A 16,872-nucleotide genomic window follows, 5' to 3' on the forward strand; every position below is an offset into this window, starting at 1 on the left:
ATAAAAACTAGGACACTATCATGATATAATACGCTCATGCACAGGTCAATATCATACTACTCATAATAATAAGAACTTTCTGTTTATTATTGTTTTCCCCATTTTTCTTCTAACATTACCATTATATTTTTTATATGTGCATGAATCACTTCTCTTTTCACTTGATCACTAAATTGTTCTAACGCTAATGAAGGAAACCAAAATAAATCTCCCTGCAATTCTTGCATATCTTCTTTCCATGAAAAATCACTTGTAACATAAGCAATATGCTTAAAACCTTGCTTTTTCAAATGATTTGTCCATTCTTGCAAACGACCTTTTTCGTTTTTTTGACTTTCTACTAAATACGTAAATGCAGGTAATAAAAGCACTCTTCCTTTATATTCTCTTTCTAGCTCCATACTCAACAATTCGATAAATTCCCCTTGTTCTACTACCATTTTCATTTCTTTCGCTGCTGAAATTGATAAAAGTGGTATAACACCCGTATCTACATATTCTCTTGCTTGCTCAAACTGTTCCACATCTTTTACAATCCATTTCAAATGTCTTCCCTCCCCCATCTATAAATGACAGAACTTTCACTTTATATATATTAAACCATACTAAAAGAGGTAAAAAAAGAAAAACTACCTATATTAAGGTAGTTTTTCTTGAAAAAGTCTGAAATTTGTAAAATTTTATGAATCCAAATGAATTCTATAACATCTTTAACTCCGCTGTTAACCTATGAAACGCTTCCTTATCTTGCTTATCCAGCGCTTCATCAATTTGTTTCAAAAGACGTTCTCTTCTAAAAGAAAATACACTTTCTTCTAAAAACCTTTCTGCAAGTAAACGATCTTTTTCATTTACTTCAATGTGCTTTGGTAAATATGGGTTTTCTTCTAATACAGCTACGTAATTGGCATTTTGAAACGATGATTTAAAATTGAGTTGAATATAAATATCCTCATCTCGATTTAAACGAATATCATGAAACGATTTTTCAGCATCTGTTGTCATAACATTTTGTTTAAAAAAGTGAAACGGTGTGTCTTTTACACAATTCGCGGACATTACTAAGCCACGCGGACAATATTTTGCATGCTCTACGAAGTGGACTTTATGCATCAATTGGTCGTGACTCATTAAATAATTCAAAATCCATACACATTCACGCTGTTTCAGTTGGTAATTATTCAAAAACCATTTTACAAAATCCTTCTTCTCGTTTACAGAAACAGGGGTATTCATAGCAATTAAGTCCCTCCTCTGTCTTTCTCTTTTCTTTTTAGATTCAAGAAGCGGTATTCAGTTTCCTTCCAACTTATGAAAAATCCTCTAAATTATATAACAATTCTTCAATATGAATTTGTGTCGGGTCTAGTTGTATTAACTGAGTAAATACTTCTTTCGCCTCTTTTCGCATACCTTCTTCCAATAAGAAATAACCGTACTCTTCCAAGAAGTCTGGATGATTCTTAAAAGAAGTATATGCACTTTCATAGTGTTTTAATGCATCAGAATACATTTCTAATTGTTTTTTTGCAAACGCAAGATCCCAAAGTAGTTGTGTATCTGGTTCTCCGCTATCGATAGCACGCTCTACAACGGCAATTAGCTCTTCATACTTTTCTTGTTCCTTTAAGATATATGCATATTTTAATGTTGCACCTAAATGTCCTGGATCTAACTCAAGCGCTTTTTGAAGCACTTCCTCTGCTTCCGCTATTTCCCCTAATTTCGCTGCAATGTTCGCTAATTCTACATAGAATGGTACAGAAAGTTCATCTACTTTAATTCCTTCATGAAGTGTTTCATAGCTTTCTTGAAGCATTCCTTCTTTTTCATAGCTTTTCGCTAAATACATGTAAAGAGATGCATACTCAGGATCTAATTCTTTCAGTTCTTGCCAAGCACCAATTGCTCTTTGGTATTCTTCACCTTGGTATAACGTGAATGCATATCCAAATAATGAGTGAATATCTTTTTGTTCCTCTAAACCTGCTTCGTAGTAAGAAATCGCCTCTTCCCAATTTCCAATGGCACTTAACGTTTCTCCAAGGCGCAGTGCAATGACAACACCACCCATTACTTTATGCTCCGCTAATAGCGACTCATAATAAGTAATTGCCTTTTGTTCTTCACCTTTACTACTATATAACTCTGCTAATCCAAACGTAATGACAGGCTCGTCAGGCATCATTTCTTTCGCCTTTAATAGTTTTTGTTCTGCTACATCATCAAAACCTTGCATTTGGAATAAATCCGCAACTAGTAATAATGATTGAACATATAAATCATCATTTTCTGGAATATCATGAAGCACTTCAATTGCTTCATCTTCTTTGTCTAGATCAATATATAATTCTGCTAAAAATACAGTGAATTCACTTTCTTCTGGATACAATAAACGCAAATCTTCTGTAATAGCTAACGCTTCATCCGTAAATCCAAGTGTATGATAATAGCGAGCGATATCATACTTCTCTTCATCATTCGCAATTTTTAATTGTTCTTTTAATAATTGTAATCCTTTTTCCGCTTCACCATTTTCAATATATGAAACAGCTTGTTCAAACTTTTGCATAAACGTCTCCTTTAATTCTAAAAAATATTCTTTTCTGTTCATTTATCATAAGCAACTCATTGTTAGAACGCAACCTTTAGAATGAGCATGCTTCTTCTTACAGAGTAGTTAATTGTTCAAAGGTTCGGATATGATACCGATACCTTCTTATCTTCTTCTATTGTACCGCTTTCTTTTATGACCGTGCAAATAACTTCTCCCACTAATTATCGAGCCATACCAATCTTGATTTACAGAACAACTTAATTACCAAACTTCAACTTTTTTAATGCGATAAAAAAGACTCCTCTAATAGGAGCCTTCACAATCTCTTAAGAATATGTTTCCTCTTTCTGTACTTGCTCATTTACAAGTTCTTTCAGTAACTCTATAATTTCATCATTTTCTTCTTTCAAACCGACAGTAATACGAATGCCATCATCGATACCAAATGCAGCACCAGAACGAACAATATATCCTTTTTTCATTAATCGTTCAAAAGCTTCATTACCAGGAATACCAAGTTTTAAGAAAATGAAATTTGTTTGAGATGGATAATAGAATACGTTATATTCCTTACAAAATGCGTAATATTGATGTAATCCTTCTTCATTCTTTTTCACACATTCTTGTAAAAATGCTTGATCTTCTAATGCAGCAAGTGCTACAGATTGCGCTACAGTCGATGTATTAAATGGTAACCTCGCTACTTCTAGCTGCCCGATTAACTCCGTATTACCAACTGCATATCCGATACGGAAAGCAGCTAGACCATATGCTTTTGAAAACGTACGTAATACCATAAGATTTTCATACTTTTCAAGAAGTGGTAATGTTTGCGGATAGTCTTCTGCTCCCGCATATTCATAATATGCTTCGTCCATAATAACAAGCGCTGACTTAGGAACTGATTCTAAAAATGAAAGTAATTTTTGTTTTTCTACATATGTACCTGTCGGATTATTCGGGTTACAAATCCATACAATCTTCGTTTGATCATCTACTTGCTGTAACATCGCATCTAAATCGTGAACGCCATCTTTAAGTGGTACTTCACGAACTTCTGCTCCTTCAATAACAGCATGGTGATGGTATTGTGAGAATGTTGGATTCGCCATTACAACATTTGTTCCTTCGTGTAGTAACGCACGACTAATCATTTGAATAACTTCATCTAATCCACTACCAAATAACAGTTGTTCCGCTTTAACACCTAAATGTTTTGCTACTTGTGTCCGAAGTTCAAAGGCATGTCCATCTGGATAAAGAGCGTATTGACTCGCTAAAGAAGTTAATGCTTCTGTTACGCGTGCTGAGCAACCGAATGGATTTTCGTTCGATGCTAATTTCACAATTTTTGATAATCCATATTCCCTTTTTACTTCTTCAATATTTTTCCCAGGTACATATGCTCTCAAAGTTAACAATTGCTCTTTCACTCTCATTTTTCTTCCCCCAGTCGTTTTATTCAATTCGATTACAATACGGTTATACTCCCTTACTATAATCGTTTATCATAACTGTCACTATTACGAAAATGCTTCTAAATAGGCTCTCCATAGCTGTTATCTACTTCTTATACCCATATCCTTTTGAAATGCCTCTAACGCAATATGAACAGTCTCATCAGGAATAGATACGACATTCACTACCCCATATTCCTGCATAAGTACCATATGAATTGTTCCTGCATTCGCTTTCTTATCTTGTTTCATCAACCCGACGAGGCGTTCTACACTTAAATCACTTGGCATTTTTGGATAGCCGTACTTCAAGAACCACTGCTTCATCTCTTCATAAGCAAGATTTACCTTATACACTTGTTCACTTAAGAATATAGCAAATAACATTCCAACCGCTACTCCGTCACCGTGAGTAATATTTCCATATCCTAGTTCTTTTTCTAGAGCATGGCCTAACGTATGTCCAAAGTTTAAATGTGCACGTACGCCTTTTTCTGTTTCATCTTGCGCTACAATGTTTGCCTTTACAGGAATCGCCTTCGTTAATATGTGGATTAATTTCTCATCACGAAGATCTGCTAATGTTTGCACTTCTTCTTTTAGCCAATGATATAGCTTTACATCACCAATTAGAGCATGTTTTATCACTTCTGCATAACCTGAGCGCCACTCTTTTTCAGGAAGAGACTGTAAAAACGGCGTATGATATACAACTGCTTCTGGTTGATGGAATGCACCTATCATATTTTTACCTAACGGATGATTGATTGCTACTTTCCCACCTACCGCGCTATCGTGAGCTAATAAAGTAGTGGGAACTTGAACAAAGCGAATTCCACGCATAAACGACGCAGCAACAAAACCAGCTAAATCTCCAATCATCCCGCCTCCAAGTGCGATAATTAAAGAATTTCTATCTAATTTATTTTCAAGAGCTGACGTATGAGCCGCATAGAAATTTTCAAAGGACTTCTCTTTTTCACCACTTGGTACAACGAATGAAAATACTTTTTGATCTATTTGCAACGCATCTACAACTGTCTGTAAATGTAAAGGTGCAACAGCCTCATCTGAAATAATCATAATGTTTGATACAGATGGCTGCATGTTTTGAACGATTGTTGTCAAATGTGACAACGATTCTTTTCCTACATGTACATCATATTCTTTTGATTTCGTTTGAATATGTATGTTTTCCATTAAAATCCCCTCGCATATTCATTATGTTTCTCAATATTTTCACGAATAAGGTCCATACGATCTAATCCAAATTGTTCTATTAAAGCTGTCGCTAATTCCCAAGCTACAACCGCTTCCGCAACGACACTAGCTGCTGGAACAGCACAACTATCTGAACGTTCAATACTTGCTGTAAAAGGCTCTTTCGTATCAATATCGACACTTTGAAGAGGTTTATATAGTGTAGGTATCGGTTTCATCACTCCGCGCACAACAATTGGCATTCCAGTCGTCATACCGCCTTCTAAACCACCCGCGTTATTTGTTCTTCTTGTATATCCATGCTCTTCATCCCACAAAATTTCATCATGAACTTCGCTACCCGGTCTATGTGCTGCTTCAAAACCAATTCCAATCTCGACCCCTTTAAAGGCATTAATGCTCATTATTGCGGCTGCTAATTTTGCATCTAGTTTTCGATCATAGTGCACATAGCTGCCTACTCCAATTGGCATTCCTTCCACAATTACTTCCACGATGCCACCGATTGAATCACCATTTGATTTCGCATCATCAATTGCTTTTATCATTTGATTACCAGCTTCTTCATCTAAACAGCGTACAGGTGATGCTTCTGTAATACTTTTTAATTCTTCAATTGAACGATACGTAGTCTCTTTAGCCTGTACACCGCCAATTTCAATTACATGGCCTGCTACTGCAATACCAAGTTCCGCTAACACTTTTTTTGCAACCGCACCAGCAGCAACACGTACTGTCGTTTCGCGTGCCGAAGAGCGTTCCAGTACATTTCTCATATCTCTATGACCATATTTAATCGCACCATTTAAATCAGCATGTCCAGGTCTTGGTTTTGTTACTTTCCTTTTCATTTCTTTTTCTTCTTGTTCCGTTAACGGCTCTGCACCCATAATTTTTGTCCAATGTGCAAAATCACGGTTTTCAACAACAAGTGCAATTGGAGAACCTAATGTCTCTCCATGTCTAACACCACTTACAATTTGCACTTGATCTGTTTCAATTTGCATGCGTCTACCACGCCCATATCCCTTTTGCCTTCTAGCTAACTCTTCATTTATATCATCCGCTACTAATGGTAGTCCGGCTGGAACACCTTCTATAATCGTTGTAAGTTGTGGACCATGAGATTCACCAGCTGTAATATATCGCATACGTTATTCCTCTTTTCGTATATGTATTTATCTCGCTATATTAAGCAATAATTTTATCTTTCATTACTCTAAAAATATGAAAGAGTTATTCATACATCAGCCATTCGCTTATTCTCCGATAGGCCTTTACTTTACATATCAATATATCATAACAGCTCTAACTTCGTAACTAATAGAAATAAAAAAAGTGCAAGAAGAATACCCCTATTCTCCTTGCACTTTTTACTATTATCACAGTGATTAAAGCGTTTACAAATTATTTCAAAATAATTAGTAAATCCATTCATTCATTAATTTTGAGTAGTCAACTAATTCTTCTTCCTTAAAGAAAATAGCAATCTCGCGCTCTGCACTTTCTAACGAATCAGAACCATGGATAATATTTTTGGCAACAGTTACACCGAAATCTCCACGAATTGTTCCAGGAGCTGCTTCATGTGGTCTTGTTTTACCCATCATGTTACGAGCTGTATCTACTACACCTTCACCTTGCCATACCATTGCGAATACAGGACCAGATGTAATAAAGTCTACTAATTCACCAAAGAAAGGTTTTTCTGTGTGCTCAGCATAGTGTTGTCCAGCGATTTCTGGAGTGACTTGCATTAATTTTGCACCAACTAATTGAAAGCCCTTCTTCTCAAAACGAGCTACAATTTCCCCAATGAAGGCACGTTGTACACCGTCTGGTTTAACCATTAGAAATGTTTTTTCCATAAAAAATCTCTCCACTTCTGAATTATGTATGTAATTGTATATCCCCACACACATATTAACACCCTTATCACAATTGTGCAATAGTTTTGAAATAGAGAGATTATTTTATTTTTTAGAAAAAACACTAAAATTTTCGTTTTCCAATATACTTTGCTACATTTTGTAATGCATACTTTGCTTGTCCACGTGGGAGTGGTTTTATCATTTCTAATGCTTTATGTAAATAACGTTCACTAAACGCAAATGCTTTATCAATAGCAGCACTATTCTTTACAGCTTCAATAATTTCTTTCATTTCGTCCGCTGTTGTATTTTCATGTACAGATCTGATTTTCTTACAAAGGATTGGATCTTCCATAGCATATAAGGCAGGAAGCGTAATGTTTCCCTGCAATAAATCGCCCCCAGCAGGTTTTCCAAGTTTCTCTTCTGTAGAAACGAAGTCTAAAATGTCATCAATAATTTGATACGACATCCCTACGAAATAGCCATACCAAAACAGACGGCTTACCGTATCACGATTAGCGCCAGCAGCAATCGCTCCTAGTTGGCAACTTGCAGCAATTAATAAAGCGGTTTTTCGCTTTATTCTTCTTAAATATGTTCTTAAATTTTGGTCATAGTTATACTTATCTTTAATTTGTTCGATTTCACCTTTACAAACTTCTAAAATGGTATGCGATAGCGCCTGATGCGCCTCTGGAATTTCAATATTCGTTATACATTCAAGAGACTTAGCGAATAAATAGTCCCCTGTATACATTGCAATACGATCTCCCCATTTCGCATTCACAGTTGCACTACCACGTCGTAAAAACGCAGCATCAATAACATCATCGTGAACAAGAGAAGCCATATGAATAAGTTCTAACGCAACAGCTACATGCTTAATTGCATCTAACTTATAATCTCCAAATTTCCCCGCAAGCAACACAAATACAGGACGAATTCGCTTCCCACCAGCTTCAATAAGTTGTAATGCCGCCTCTTCTACTAATGGCTGTTCAGAAGCAACTGTCTTTTTTAATTCTTTTTCTATCACATTAATATCCGATCGTAAAAAAGAGTACATAAGTTGTAACTTCATATTGTTCACCTTAACCTAAAACTTCTTTTTTCTATTTTGATTCTGGTTTCATGCCTAAATGCATCGCTGCTACCCCAAAAGTAAATGGCTTCACTTGCACACGTTCAAGTCCAGCTTTTTCGAACATATTAGCCAATTCTTTCATACCTGGGAATGTACTAGCAGATTCTTGTAGCCATGAATATTCTTTATAACTTTTCGCAAATAACTTTCCAAATAACGGCATGATATATTTAAAGTATAAAATATAACCTTGTCGAAAACCAATCATTGTTGGTTGAGATGTTTCTAAACAAATTACTTTTCCACCTGGTTTTACTACACGCGTCATTTCTTTTAATACGTGCATATAATCCGGTACATTACGTAAACCAAATCCAATCGTTACATAATCAAACGTGTTATCTTCAAATGGAAGTTCCATTGCATTCCCGTGCAGAAGTTCTACTTGTTTTAATTGTAACGCCTCTACCTTTTGCTTACCAACAGATAACATATTTTCGCTGAAGTCTAAACCAACAACCTTGCCCTGTTCACCCACCGCTCCAGCTAGCGCAATTGTCCAGTCCGCTGTTCCGCAACATACATCAAGCGCTTTACTACCTGGTTTTACATCCATAATGCGCATCGTCTCTTTGCGCCACGCTTTATGTCTTTGAAAACTAATTACAGAATTCATCACATCGTATTTATCAGAGATTTTCTCAAATACATCATGTACTCTTTCTTCTTTTGATTGTTGCATGCTCGTACCTTCTTCCAATGTAAAATTGCTTATGTCTTCGATGTATCTCTTAACACAGAGTTTATTTCGCTTATATCTGTGTGATTTTCTAAAAATTGATTTTCTTTCTTCCTAAGTTTCATCATCCATCCATTCATAACTGTTTCTGCATCTGCTTTATCGTTCACAATCCCTTGAACAGCTTGAAAAACAGGTGAATGTTGTTTATTAACATGTAGTTCACATTCTTTTTGGAGACGATTTTTCCCTAGTACATATGTTATAAACGGCTTCCAATGCACTAAATGAAAATGATCACATGTTTTTTGCAACAGTGCAGACTCAATCATTACTACACTCTCCATTATGTCATCCACCGTTTTATGCGCTTTTTGATATAACATTATTTTGTGTTCATTAATTTCTTTAATTCCTTCAGCAAGCGCACGAATTAAAACAATATCACGATTCATAGACAATAAGTAATAATATAACCCGCTATAGTAATCACCAGCAAGCACTGTTAACTGGCGACGCTTATGCGATTCATTCGCTTCTTCCCCTGCTTTATTTGATACTCTTTCATGTGTATCAAGCGCAATTTGCACAAGCATAATCGTCACTACATAATGCTCAATTTGTTCTATATGTAAATTTGCACCTTTTAAAGCACCATATAACAATGCGATTTTCTCTTCGTCAATAAATGGTTCTTCAATATAGTTTATAAAATAAGGATGGCGTAATTTCACCATCAATTTCTCTCTTATACCCGCATACCCTCCGTAGATGTCACACACAAAAATCACCCTTGTTTTCTAATTCATAAAACTTATTATAACACATACACTCTATTTTCTATAACCAAAACTTGGCTACTCTTTCCAAACTTCTACCGAACTACATAACATCTTCTATTCTTTTAAGTAATCTTTCTATTCTCACTCTGCCTCGCTAAAACTATATCATTTATTTACAAAAAAAAAAAAAGAAAAGCAGTTTCCCACTTTTCTTTACTTCGTTTTAATAAAAGATAAAATTTCACTACGTGCCGCAGCATCATTTTCTAGCACACCACGTACTGCTGTTGTTACTGTTTTTGCACCTGGCTTTTTCACACCGCGCATCGTCATACACATATGTTCCGCTTCTACTACTACCATTACACCATGCGGCTCTAGTACTTCCATAATAGAGTTCGCTACTGTTGATGTAATACGTTCTTGCAGTTGTGGACGACGTGCAATTGTATCTACAGTACGAGCTAATTTACTTAACCCTGTCACTTTTCCGCCTTGCGGAATATATGCAACGTGAGCAACTCCATAGAATGGAACTAAATGATGCTCACACATCGAATAAAACGGTATATCTTTTACTAGTACAAGCTCCTCATGATCTTCTCCGAACACTTTGTGTAAATGTTCTTTCGGATCCTCATGCATACCTGAGAACACTTCTGCGTACATTTTTGCAACACGCTTTGGTGTATCAAGTACTCCCTCTCGATTAGGATCATCTCCAATTGCCTCTAAAATAAGGCGTACTGCATGTTCAATTTGTTCTAAATTAACTTTTGCCATCCGCTAGCCCTCCCGAAAACCTAAAAGTGATACGAACACATTCTAGCATATTTATGTTTTTAAAAGCAAAAAGAAGAGTTTCCAAAAAGGAAACTCTTCTTCCCTGTTAATATGTAAGGATTATTTAACCGCATCTTTTAACGCTTTACCAGGTTTGAATGCAGGTACTTTACTTGCAGCGATTTCAATCTCCTCACCTGTTTGTGGGTTACGACCTTTACGAGCCGCACGCTCACGAACTTCGAAGTTACCGAATCCGATCAGTTGTACTTTATCACCTTGTTTTAAAGCTTCTAAGATAGAATCAAAAACAGCGTCTACTGCTTTTGTTGCGTCCTTTTTAGAAAGGGAACTTGCTTCTGCAACAGCATTGATTAAATCTGTCTTGTTCATGCCATTCACCTCCTCCCAAAGATAAGACTGTATAATGATCATAAAATGAGTCTTACTTTCATTTGTAGGCAATTTTTGCAAATTCTATACTACAAAGATGTAGATAAATCATTATCAACGCCTATATTATACGATTCTCCTTTATAATTCAATATTTTTAAGGAAATTGTTACTCTTAAAATGTGAAAATCTGATGAAACTTGACAATTTACAACAATATATTAGATAATAGCTGTTTATTTTCCTATTCTATATGCGAAAATTAAAAAATCCCTCTACGATGAGAGGGATTTTTTCTTATAATATAATCGCAATTAATCCGCCAGATCCTTCATTAATAATTCTTTCTAGCGTTTCTTTTAATTTATATCTCGCATTTTCTGGCATTAAAGATAGTTTCGCTTGAATGCCTTCCCGAACAATAGAACTCAGTGAACGTCCAAATATATCAGAATTCCAAATTGATAATGGATCATCTTCAAAATCTTGCATTAAGTAACGAACTAGTTCTTCACTTTGTTTTTCCGTACCAATGATTGGCTCAAACGTAGACTCCACATCTACTTTAATCATATGAATAGATGGAGCTACAGCTTTTAATTTCACACCAAATCTTGAACCGTGACGAATAATTTCTGGTTCATCTAAACTCATGTCAGCTAACGCAGGCGCCGCTACACCATATCCTGTTTGTTTGACCATACGCAGAGCATCCGCCACTTGATCGTATTCTATTTTCGCATGAGATAAATCGAGCATAAGCTTCAATAAATGATCTTTCCCTCGAATTTCTACTCCTACTACTTCTTTTAAAATTTGATCATATAATTCATCTGGTGCATATAAATCAATCTCTGCTACGCCTTGCCCCATATCAATGCCAGCTAGGCTCGCTCGATCAATAAATTCATACTGACTAAACTGCCATACGACACGGTCTACATCACGAAGACGTTTTATATCCTTCACAGTCTCTTGAACGGCTTCTTGATAACTTTGGCGTAACCAATGCCCTTCATTTAGCACCATTACCCAGCTCGGAAGGTTCACATTCACTTCTAAAACAGGGAACTCGAATAACGCCTCTCGAAGTACATTGTATACATCTGTTTCTCTTAAACTTTCAACACTCATCGCAATGACTGGGATATCATATTCTTCAGATAAGCTTTGGCGCAATTGCTCTGTATCTGGATGATACGGCTGTACAGTGTTAATGATCATAATGAAAGGTTTTCCGACTTCTTTTAGCTCATTTACGACGCGTTCTTCTGCCTCTATATAATCTCTTCTTGGAATTTCACCAATCGTTCCATCTGTTGTAATTACAACACCAATTGTTGAATGTTCTTGAATTACTTTACGTGTTCCGATTTCTGCAGCTTCATGGAATGGAATAGGTTCTTCATACCAAGGAGTATTAATCATGCGCGGGCCATTCTCATCTTCATAACCTTTTGCTCCTGGAACAGTATATCCGACGCAATCTACTAATCGAATATTCACTTCAAGACCTTCATCTACTTCGATAGAAACCGCTTGGTTTGGAACAAATTTCGGTTCCGTCGTCATAATTGTACGGCCAGCAGCACTTTGAGGTAGTTCATCCTGCGCTCTTTGACGGTCAGACTCATTTTCAATATTAGGAATAACTACAAGTTCCATAAATTTTTTAATGAATGTTGATTTCCCTGTTCGAACAGCTCCTACAACTCCAAAATAAATATCACCGCCTGTGCGTTCCGCAATATCTTTAAAAATATCTACCTTTTCCAAGTGATTCCCTCCCTCAATATTTTTGGGAATAATTCCACGTTTATAGTCAACTAATACCTTCTCTAACGTTGCCTATAATATCTGATATAATATAATGGTATTCTAGAAGTTCGGACAATATATCATATAATTTTGTCCAATTTCATATGACTATTAAAAAAATACCTTTTGTTTGCATCGCAAGTTGTGTAACATAAAAAACCTTTCTTCTAGAACTTATTCACTAAAAGAAAGGTTCATGACTTATGATTTTAAAAAAATTGGTTCTCCACTCTTTACCGTATACGGTAAAGAATACGCAGGTACAAACGGAGAATCTTTCGAAAGTATATTTCGAATATCTTCCCCCTCCTTAAATTGCCCTTCATTTTTTTTCAACGCTTCATATAAGTCGATTCTATAATCAACATAAATTTCTCCCTTCTCATTAATTACAAAAGGAAGGCCTTTACCAGAATATGGACTTGTCACTTGCGGTACATCTTTATATCCAAGTTTTTTGAAATCTAATTCATACACACCATCTGAAATTACCTTTTTAAAAGGTGGATATTGATGTTCATCTCGATACATCCTCAGCTTTAATGATAATTGCTGAATTTGTTCAGCCATCCTCACATCAATTAATTTTACTGTTGGGTTTGTTTCAACGTCTATTAATACGTATTGATATACTCCCCCGCTTTCATAGGCATTCCCTGGTGCTTCTTGTATGTAACGCGGAGAAATCTTTTGAAAATCGATTGGGTATTTTTGATAAATAGGCGTATTCATATCCCGCGTCTTAATTGGCAATATCCCGTCATTTTGCTCCTTAAATGTCGCAACAGCTTTTTGAACGACTTGTAGCTGATCTTCATAAGGAACAGCATTTTGTTTCATATTTTCTTTTGGATACAGACACCCTGTTAAAATGCTCATACAACAAAATATTAAAATAATATGGACTTTTTTCACTAGTAATCACCTTTTCATACTAATATAACTCGCTCCGTACCATGCCCTTTACTGCTGTACAGGACCACTAAATACAACAAGAAAAATAACAATTCCTGACACAATCATGAGGGTGTACGCTACCAATGCTGTAATCCCTTTCAAAACTTTATTCTTTATTTTATATCTGCTTAGTAAAATAAAACTTACTGCAAAAAACATAAATCCAATTGCTCCTAAAGCAAACCACATTTTTATAAGCCCTTCCGACATATACACACCCCTTTTTATTAATCTATTTTTATACTATTTTAACAAATTAAAATCTTTAAACAAATACAAAAAAGAACATTTTACTACAAATCGAGAATATGTAGTTTTAATCAATAGGTTTTTCAGCATTTTCCACCAGTCTAGATAAAAATAAAACCGAAGCGAGCATATCTCTCGCTTCGGTTGACCAAATATGCCCAAAACAGCTCTATTCCCATACTTTCATGGCTATCATATGCAATTTACAAACTCTTTGTTTCTCATATTTTATTTTTTAAACATTTTGCTTAACGAGCCAAAATCTGTCGGCATATTATTGTTAATAATCGCTTTTACAATTTGATCCTCTTGTTCTTTCGGCACTTCACGTCCTGCCATAAGAGCCACTTGATGAATCAATTGACGAAGTACAGTCTCATCACGTAAATTCGCATTTTGTACAGATGATGCTAATTTAAAAATATCTTCTTTATTCACTTTCGCTTCTTTTTCAATGTTATTAAAAATGTTGTTATCCATTCTTTTCACCCTCTCCTCAAGTTACTCTTCATCCTATGCAAAAATAAAAAAATGGTGAAAAGACCCAAAAAATAAAAAGCGACAGAAGTACAAATGTACTTCTGTCGCTTTTCTTTAAAGTAAGTCAGGTATAGCTTCCACTTCGTGTTTTCGAACACGCCCCATTAATGAGCCTACTGCATCTTTTACATTATTCCCATTGAATAGCACATCATATAAAGCAGCTGTAATCGGCATTTCTACTTCCATTTTTTCTGCCAATTCATGAGCAGCTTTCGTTGTTCTTACACCTTCGACAACCATACCCATACTTTCTAACACTTCTTCTAAAGAGTGTCCTTTTCCAAGCATATTTCCAGCACGCCAATTTCGGCTATGAACACTTGTACAAGTTACAATTAAGTCACCCATACCAGTTAGTCCAGCAAACGTTAACGGATTTCCACCCATTTTTCTTCCTAAACGAGCAATCTCCGTTAAACCACGCGTCATTAATGCCGCTTTCGCATTATCACCTAATCCAAGACCATCAGTTATCCCAGCAGCTAATGCGATAATATTTTTTAACGCACCACCAAGTTCAACTCCAACGATATCTGGATTTGTGTATACACGGAAGTAACTATTCATAAACAAATCTTGTACTTCCTCAGCCGCTTCCATACGCTTTGCTGCAGACGTAACAGTTGTCGCTTGACGCAACCCTACTTCTTCAGCATGACTCGGTCCAGACAGTACAACAACATCTTTAATCAAGTCCTCTGGAATTTCTTCCTCAATCACTTCCGAAATACGTTTTGACGTACCAGGTTCAATTCCTTTACTTGCATGAATCCAAGTAGTCGGGCCCGCTACATATTTCTTCATATCTTGCAGTACTTCTCTATACGCTTTCGTTGGTACTACAAGAAGTACTACATTTACATCTACTAATGCTTCTTCTAAAGAAGAGTAGGCTACGATTGTGCTTGGCAATGTAATTCCTGGGAGATATCGACTATTCTCATGTTTTGTATTAATCTCATCCATAAGTTCAGAACGATTTCCCCAAATACGTACATCATGCCCATTGTCAGCTAATACCATCGCTAACGCTGTTCCCCAGCTACCTGCTCCAACTACTGTGATTTTTGTCATAAAATCACATCCTCTCCATTAGTCTCTTGCTCTAGCGATAATGTGAATCGGTGTTCCTACAAAGCCGAATGATTCACGTAAACGATTCTTTAAGAAGCGCTCATATGAGAAGTGCAATAGTTCTGGATCGTTTACAAACACAACAAATGTTGGTGGTTTTACCGCAACTTGTGTTGCATAGAAAATCTTCAGACGACTACCATTATGCGTTGGCGTTGGATTCATCGCTACCGCATCCATAATTACATCATTTAATACGTTCGTTTGAATACGGATACTATGGCTTTCATTTACCTCATCAATAACCGGTATTAACGTTTGTGTACGTTTTCTCGTTTTTGCAGATAAGAATACAATCGGTGCGTACTCTAAAAATTGGAAATGAGCACGGATGTTTTCTTCAAATGCTTTCATTGTTTTCTCATCTTTTTTCACTGCGTCCCATTTGTTTACAACGATCACGACAGCTCGCCCTGAATCATGAGCGTATCCAGCGATTTTTTTATCTTGTTCAATAATTCCTTCTTCACCGTCTAAAACGACTAAAACAACGTCAGAACGTTCAATCGCTCTTAGTGCACGAAGTACACTATACTTTTCTGTACTTTCATACACTTTCCCTTTTTTACGCATACCAGCTGTATCGATAATTACATAATCTTTTCCATCTTTACTATATGGTGTATCGACAGCATCACGAGTTGTTCCTGCTACATTACTAACAATTACACGCTCTTGACCAAGAAGAGCATTTACAAGTGATGATTTCCCTACGTTTGGACGTCCAATTAAAGAGAAACGAATTGTATCTTCATCATATCCGTCTTCTTCAATCTTTGGAAAATGCTGTGCAGCTTCGTCTAATAAGTCACCTAATCCTAATCCGTGTGTACCTGAAATTGGGAATGGCTCACCAAATCCTAATGCATAGAAATCATAAATGTCACTGCGCATTTCCGGATTGTCCACTTTATTTACTGCAAGTACAACCGGTTTATTTGAACGATATAATATTTTCGCAACTTCTTCATCAGCTGCTGTTACACCGTCACGACCATTTGTCATAAAAATGATAACATCCGCTTCATCAATTGCCACTTCAGCTTGTTGACGAATTTGTGTCAAAAATGGCTCGTCTCCAATATCAATTCCACCTGTATCAATAATGTTAAATTCATGATTTAACCATTCTCCAGCGCTATAAATACGATCGCGCGTTACACCTGGAATATCTTCTACAATTGAAACTCTCTCTCCAACAATTCTATTGAAAATAGTAGATTTCCCTACGTTCGGGCGGCCTACTATTGCTATTACTGGTTTCGGCATATACTTTCATCC

Annotated in this window: 18 protein-coding genes; all 18 read right to left on the bottom strand. The window is 36.1% G+C overall.

All coding sequences use genetic code 11. The annotated features are described in order from the left end of the window. Positions 1 to 86: 86 nt before the first annotated feature. The gene (locus ACTFNE_RS15375; RefSeq protein ID WP_270706042.1) at positions 87 to 545 is read right to left on the bottom strand and encodes a YpiF family protein; all 459 of its coding nucleotides are present in this window, start codon (positions 543 to 545) and stop codon (positions 87 to 89) included. A 154-nt stretch (positions 546 to 699) separates the two neighbouring features. Continuing rightward, positions 700 to 1,236: a ReoY family proteolytic degradation factor gene (locus ACTFNE_RS15380; protein ID WP_001095923.1), complete on the bottom strand. Its 537-nt coding sequence runs from the start codon at positions 1,234 to 1,236 to the stop codon at positions 700 to 702. 73 nt (positions 1,237 to 1,309) lie between these two features. After that, a complete protein-coding gene (locus ACTFNE_RS15385) occupies positions 1,310 to 2,572 on the bottom strand; it encodes a tetratricopeptide repeat protein (protein WP_270706048.1) in 1,263 nt (420 codons plus the stop codon). A gap of 311 nt (positions 2,573 to 2,883) precedes the next feature. After that, positions 2,884 to 3,996 (bottom strand): histidinol-phosphate transaminase, encoded by a 1,113-nt coding sequence (gene hisC, locus ACTFNE_RS15390; protein ID WP_001264009.1) that lies wholly within the window; start codon positions 3,994 to 3,996, stop codon positions 2,884 to 2,886. A 120-nt stretch (positions 3,997 to 4,116) separates the two neighbouring features. After that, complete coding sequence (gene aroB, locus ACTFNE_RS15395) at positions 4,117 to 5,214, bottom strand: 3-dehydroquinate synthase (RefSeq protein WP_000427694.1); 1,098 nt, start codon at positions 5,212 to 5,214, stop codon at positions 4,117 to 4,119. Beyond that, the gene (gene aroC / locus ACTFNE_RS15400; RefSeq protein WP_001269362.1) at positions 5,214 to 6,386 is read right to left on the bottom strand and encodes a chorismate synthase; all 1,173 of its coding nucleotides are present in this window, start codon (positions 6,384 to 6,386) and stop codon (positions 5,214 to 5,216) included. The genes aroB and aroC overlap by 1 nt, the downstream gene beginning before the upstream one ends. 270 nt (positions 6,387 to 6,656) lie before the next feature. Beyond that, positions 6,657 to 7,103, bottom strand: a complete 447-nt coding sequence (ndk, locus tag ACTFNE_RS15405; protein WP_000415885.1) for a nucleoside-diphosphate kinase — start codon at positions 7,101 to 7,103, stop codon at positions 6,657 to 6,659. A gap of 124 nt (positions 7,104 to 7,227) precedes the next feature. Further along, positions 7,228 to 8,190: a heptaprenyl diphosphate synthase component II gene (hepT, locus tag ACTFNE_RS15410; protein WP_000776082.1), complete on the bottom strand. Its 963-nt coding sequence runs from the start codon at positions 8,188 to 8,190 to the stop codon at positions 7,228 to 7,230. A gap of 31 nt (positions 8,191 to 8,221) precedes the next feature. After that, entirely contained in the window at positions 8,222 to 8,935 is a 714-nt protein-coding gene (gene menG, locus ACTFNE_RS15415; RefSeq protein ID WP_001187667.1) for a 2-heptaprenyl-1,4-naphthoquinone methyltransferase, read from the bottom strand. Positions 8,936 to 8,964: 29 nt separating this feature from the next. Next, positions 8,965 to 9,714 (bottom strand): heptaprenyl diphosphate synthase component 1, encoded by a 750-nt coding sequence (locus ACTFNE_RS15420; RefSeq protein WP_139303657.1) that lies wholly within the window; start codon positions 9,712 to 9,714, stop codon positions 8,965 to 8,967. 213 nt (positions 9,715 to 9,927) lie between these two features. Further along, on the bottom strand, positions 9,928 to 10,497 hold the full coding sequence (gene folE, locus ACTFNE_RS15425; protein ID WP_001151482.1) for a GTP cyclohydrolase I FolE: 570 nt from the start codon (positions 10,495 to 10,497) through the stop codon (positions 9,928 to 9,930). 120 nt (positions 10,498 to 10,617) lie between these two features. After that, on the bottom strand, positions 10,618 to 10,890 hold the full coding sequence (locus ACTFNE_RS15430; RefSeq protein ID WP_001043860.1) for an HU family DNA-binding protein: 273 nt from the start codon (positions 10,888 to 10,890) through the stop codon (positions 10,618 to 10,620). A 297-nt stretch (positions 10,891 to 11,187) separates the two neighbouring features. Beyond that, a complete protein-coding gene (gene spoIVA, locus ACTFNE_RS15435) occupies positions 11,188 to 12,666 on the bottom strand; it encodes a stage IV sporulation protein A (RefSeq protein ID WP_000416519.1) in 1,479 nt (492 codons plus the stop codon). Between the two features lie 243 nt (positions 12,667 to 12,909). Continuing rightward, the gene (locus tag ACTFNE_RS15440) at positions 12,910 to 13,623 is read right to left on the bottom strand and encodes a hypothetical protein (RefSeq protein WP_000755470.1); all 714 of its coding nucleotides are present in this window, start codon (positions 13,621 to 13,623) and stop codon (positions 12,910 to 12,912) included. Between the two features lie 48 nt (positions 13,624 to 13,671). After that, positions 13,672 to 13,875 (bottom strand): DUF2768 domain-containing protein, encoded by a 204-nt coding sequence (locus tag ACTFNE_RS15445; protein WP_001288998.1) that lies wholly within the window; start codon positions 13,873 to 13,875, stop codon positions 13,672 to 13,674. A 267-nt stretch (positions 13,876 to 14,142) separates the two neighbouring features. Then, complete coding sequence (locus ACTFNE_RS15450) at positions 14,143 to 14,394, bottom strand: stage VI sporulation protein F (RefSeq protein WP_000369754.1); 252 nt, start codon at positions 14,392 to 14,394, stop codon at positions 14,143 to 14,145. A gap of 114 nt (positions 14,395 to 14,508) precedes the next feature. Next, positions 14,509 to 15,531: an NAD(P)H-dependent glycerol-3-phosphate dehydrogenase gene (locus ACTFNE_RS15455; RefSeq protein ID WP_000161776.1), complete on the bottom strand. Its 1,023-nt coding sequence runs from the start codon at positions 15,529 to 15,531 to the stop codon at positions 14,509 to 14,511. An 18-nt stretch (positions 15,532 to 15,549) separates the two neighbouring features. Further along, positions 15,550 to 16,860: a ribosome biogenesis GTPase Der gene (der, locus tag ACTFNE_RS15460; protein ID WP_001125893.1), complete on the bottom strand. Its 1,311-nt coding sequence runs from the start codon at positions 16,858 to 16,860 to the stop codon at positions 15,550 to 15,552. Positions 16,861 to 16,872: the final 12 nt, after the last annotated feature.

This window comes from Bacillus cereus group sp. MYBKT111-2, assembly GCF_051915205.1.
GTDB lineage: Bacteria > Bacillota > Bacilli > Bacillales > Bacillaceae_G > Bacillus_A > Bacillus_A paranthracis.

What these genes read in the sequence shown, in the direction of transcription:
- hepT (WP_000776082.1), bottom strand. Translation starts at nt 8,190, where the DNA reads ATGAAGTTACAACTTATGTACTCTTTTTTACGATCGGATATTAATGTG.
- ndk (WP_000415885.1), bottom strand. Translation starts at nt 7,103, where the DNA reads ATGGAAAAAACATTTCTAATGGTTAAACCAGACGGTGTACAACGTGCC.
- aroB (WP_000427694.1), bottom strand. Translation starts at nt 5,214, where the DNA reads ATGGAAAACATACATATTCAAACGAAATCAAAAGAATATGATGTACAT.
- ACTFNE_RS15430 (WP_001043860.1), bottom strand. Translation starts at nt 10,890, where the DNA reads ATGAACAAGACAGATTTAATCAATGCTGTTGCAGAAGCAAGTTCCCTT.
- ACTFNE_RS15380 (WP_001095923.1), bottom strand. Translation starts at nt 1,236, where the DNA reads ATGAATACCCCTGTTTCTGTAAACGAGAAGAAGGATTTTGTAAAATGG.
- folE (WP_001151482.1), bottom strand. Translation starts at nt 10,497, where the DNA reads ATGGCAAAAGTTAATTTAGAACAAATTGAACATGCAGTACGCCTTATT.
- ACTFNE_RS15385 (WP_270706048.1), bottom strand. Translation starts at nt 2,572, where the DNA reads ATGCAAAAGTTTGAACAAGCTGTTTCATATATTGAAAATGGTGAAGCG.
- hisC (WP_001264009.1), bottom strand. Translation starts at nt 3,996, where the DNA reads ATGAGAGTGAAAGAGCAATTGTTAACTTTGAGAGCATATGTACCTGGG.
- ACTFNE_RS15445 (WP_001288998.1), bottom strand. Translation starts at nt 13,875, where the DNA reads ATGTCGGAAGGGCTTATAAAAATGTGGTTTGCTTTAGGAGCAATTGGA.
- ACTFNE_RS15450 (WP_000369754.1), bottom strand. Translation starts at nt 14,394, where the DNA reads ATGGATAACAACATTTTTAATAACATTGAAAAAGAAGCGAAAGTGAAT.
- menG (WP_001187667.1), bottom strand. Translation starts at nt 8,935, where the DNA reads ATGCAACAATCAAAAGAAGAAAGAGTACATGATGTATTTGAGAAAATC.
- ACTFNE_RS15455 (WP_000161776.1), bottom strand. Translation starts at nt 15,531, where the DNA reads ATGACAAAAATCACAGTAGTTGGAGCAGGTAGCTGGGGAACAGCGTTA.
- aroC (WP_001269362.1), bottom strand. Translation starts at nt 6,386, where the DNA reads ATGCGATATATTACAGCTGGTGAATCTCATGGTCCACAACTTACAACG.
- der (WP_001125893.1), bottom strand. Translation starts at nt 16,860, where the DNA reads ATGCCGAAACCAGTAATAGCAATAGTAGGCCGCCCGAACGTAGGGAAA.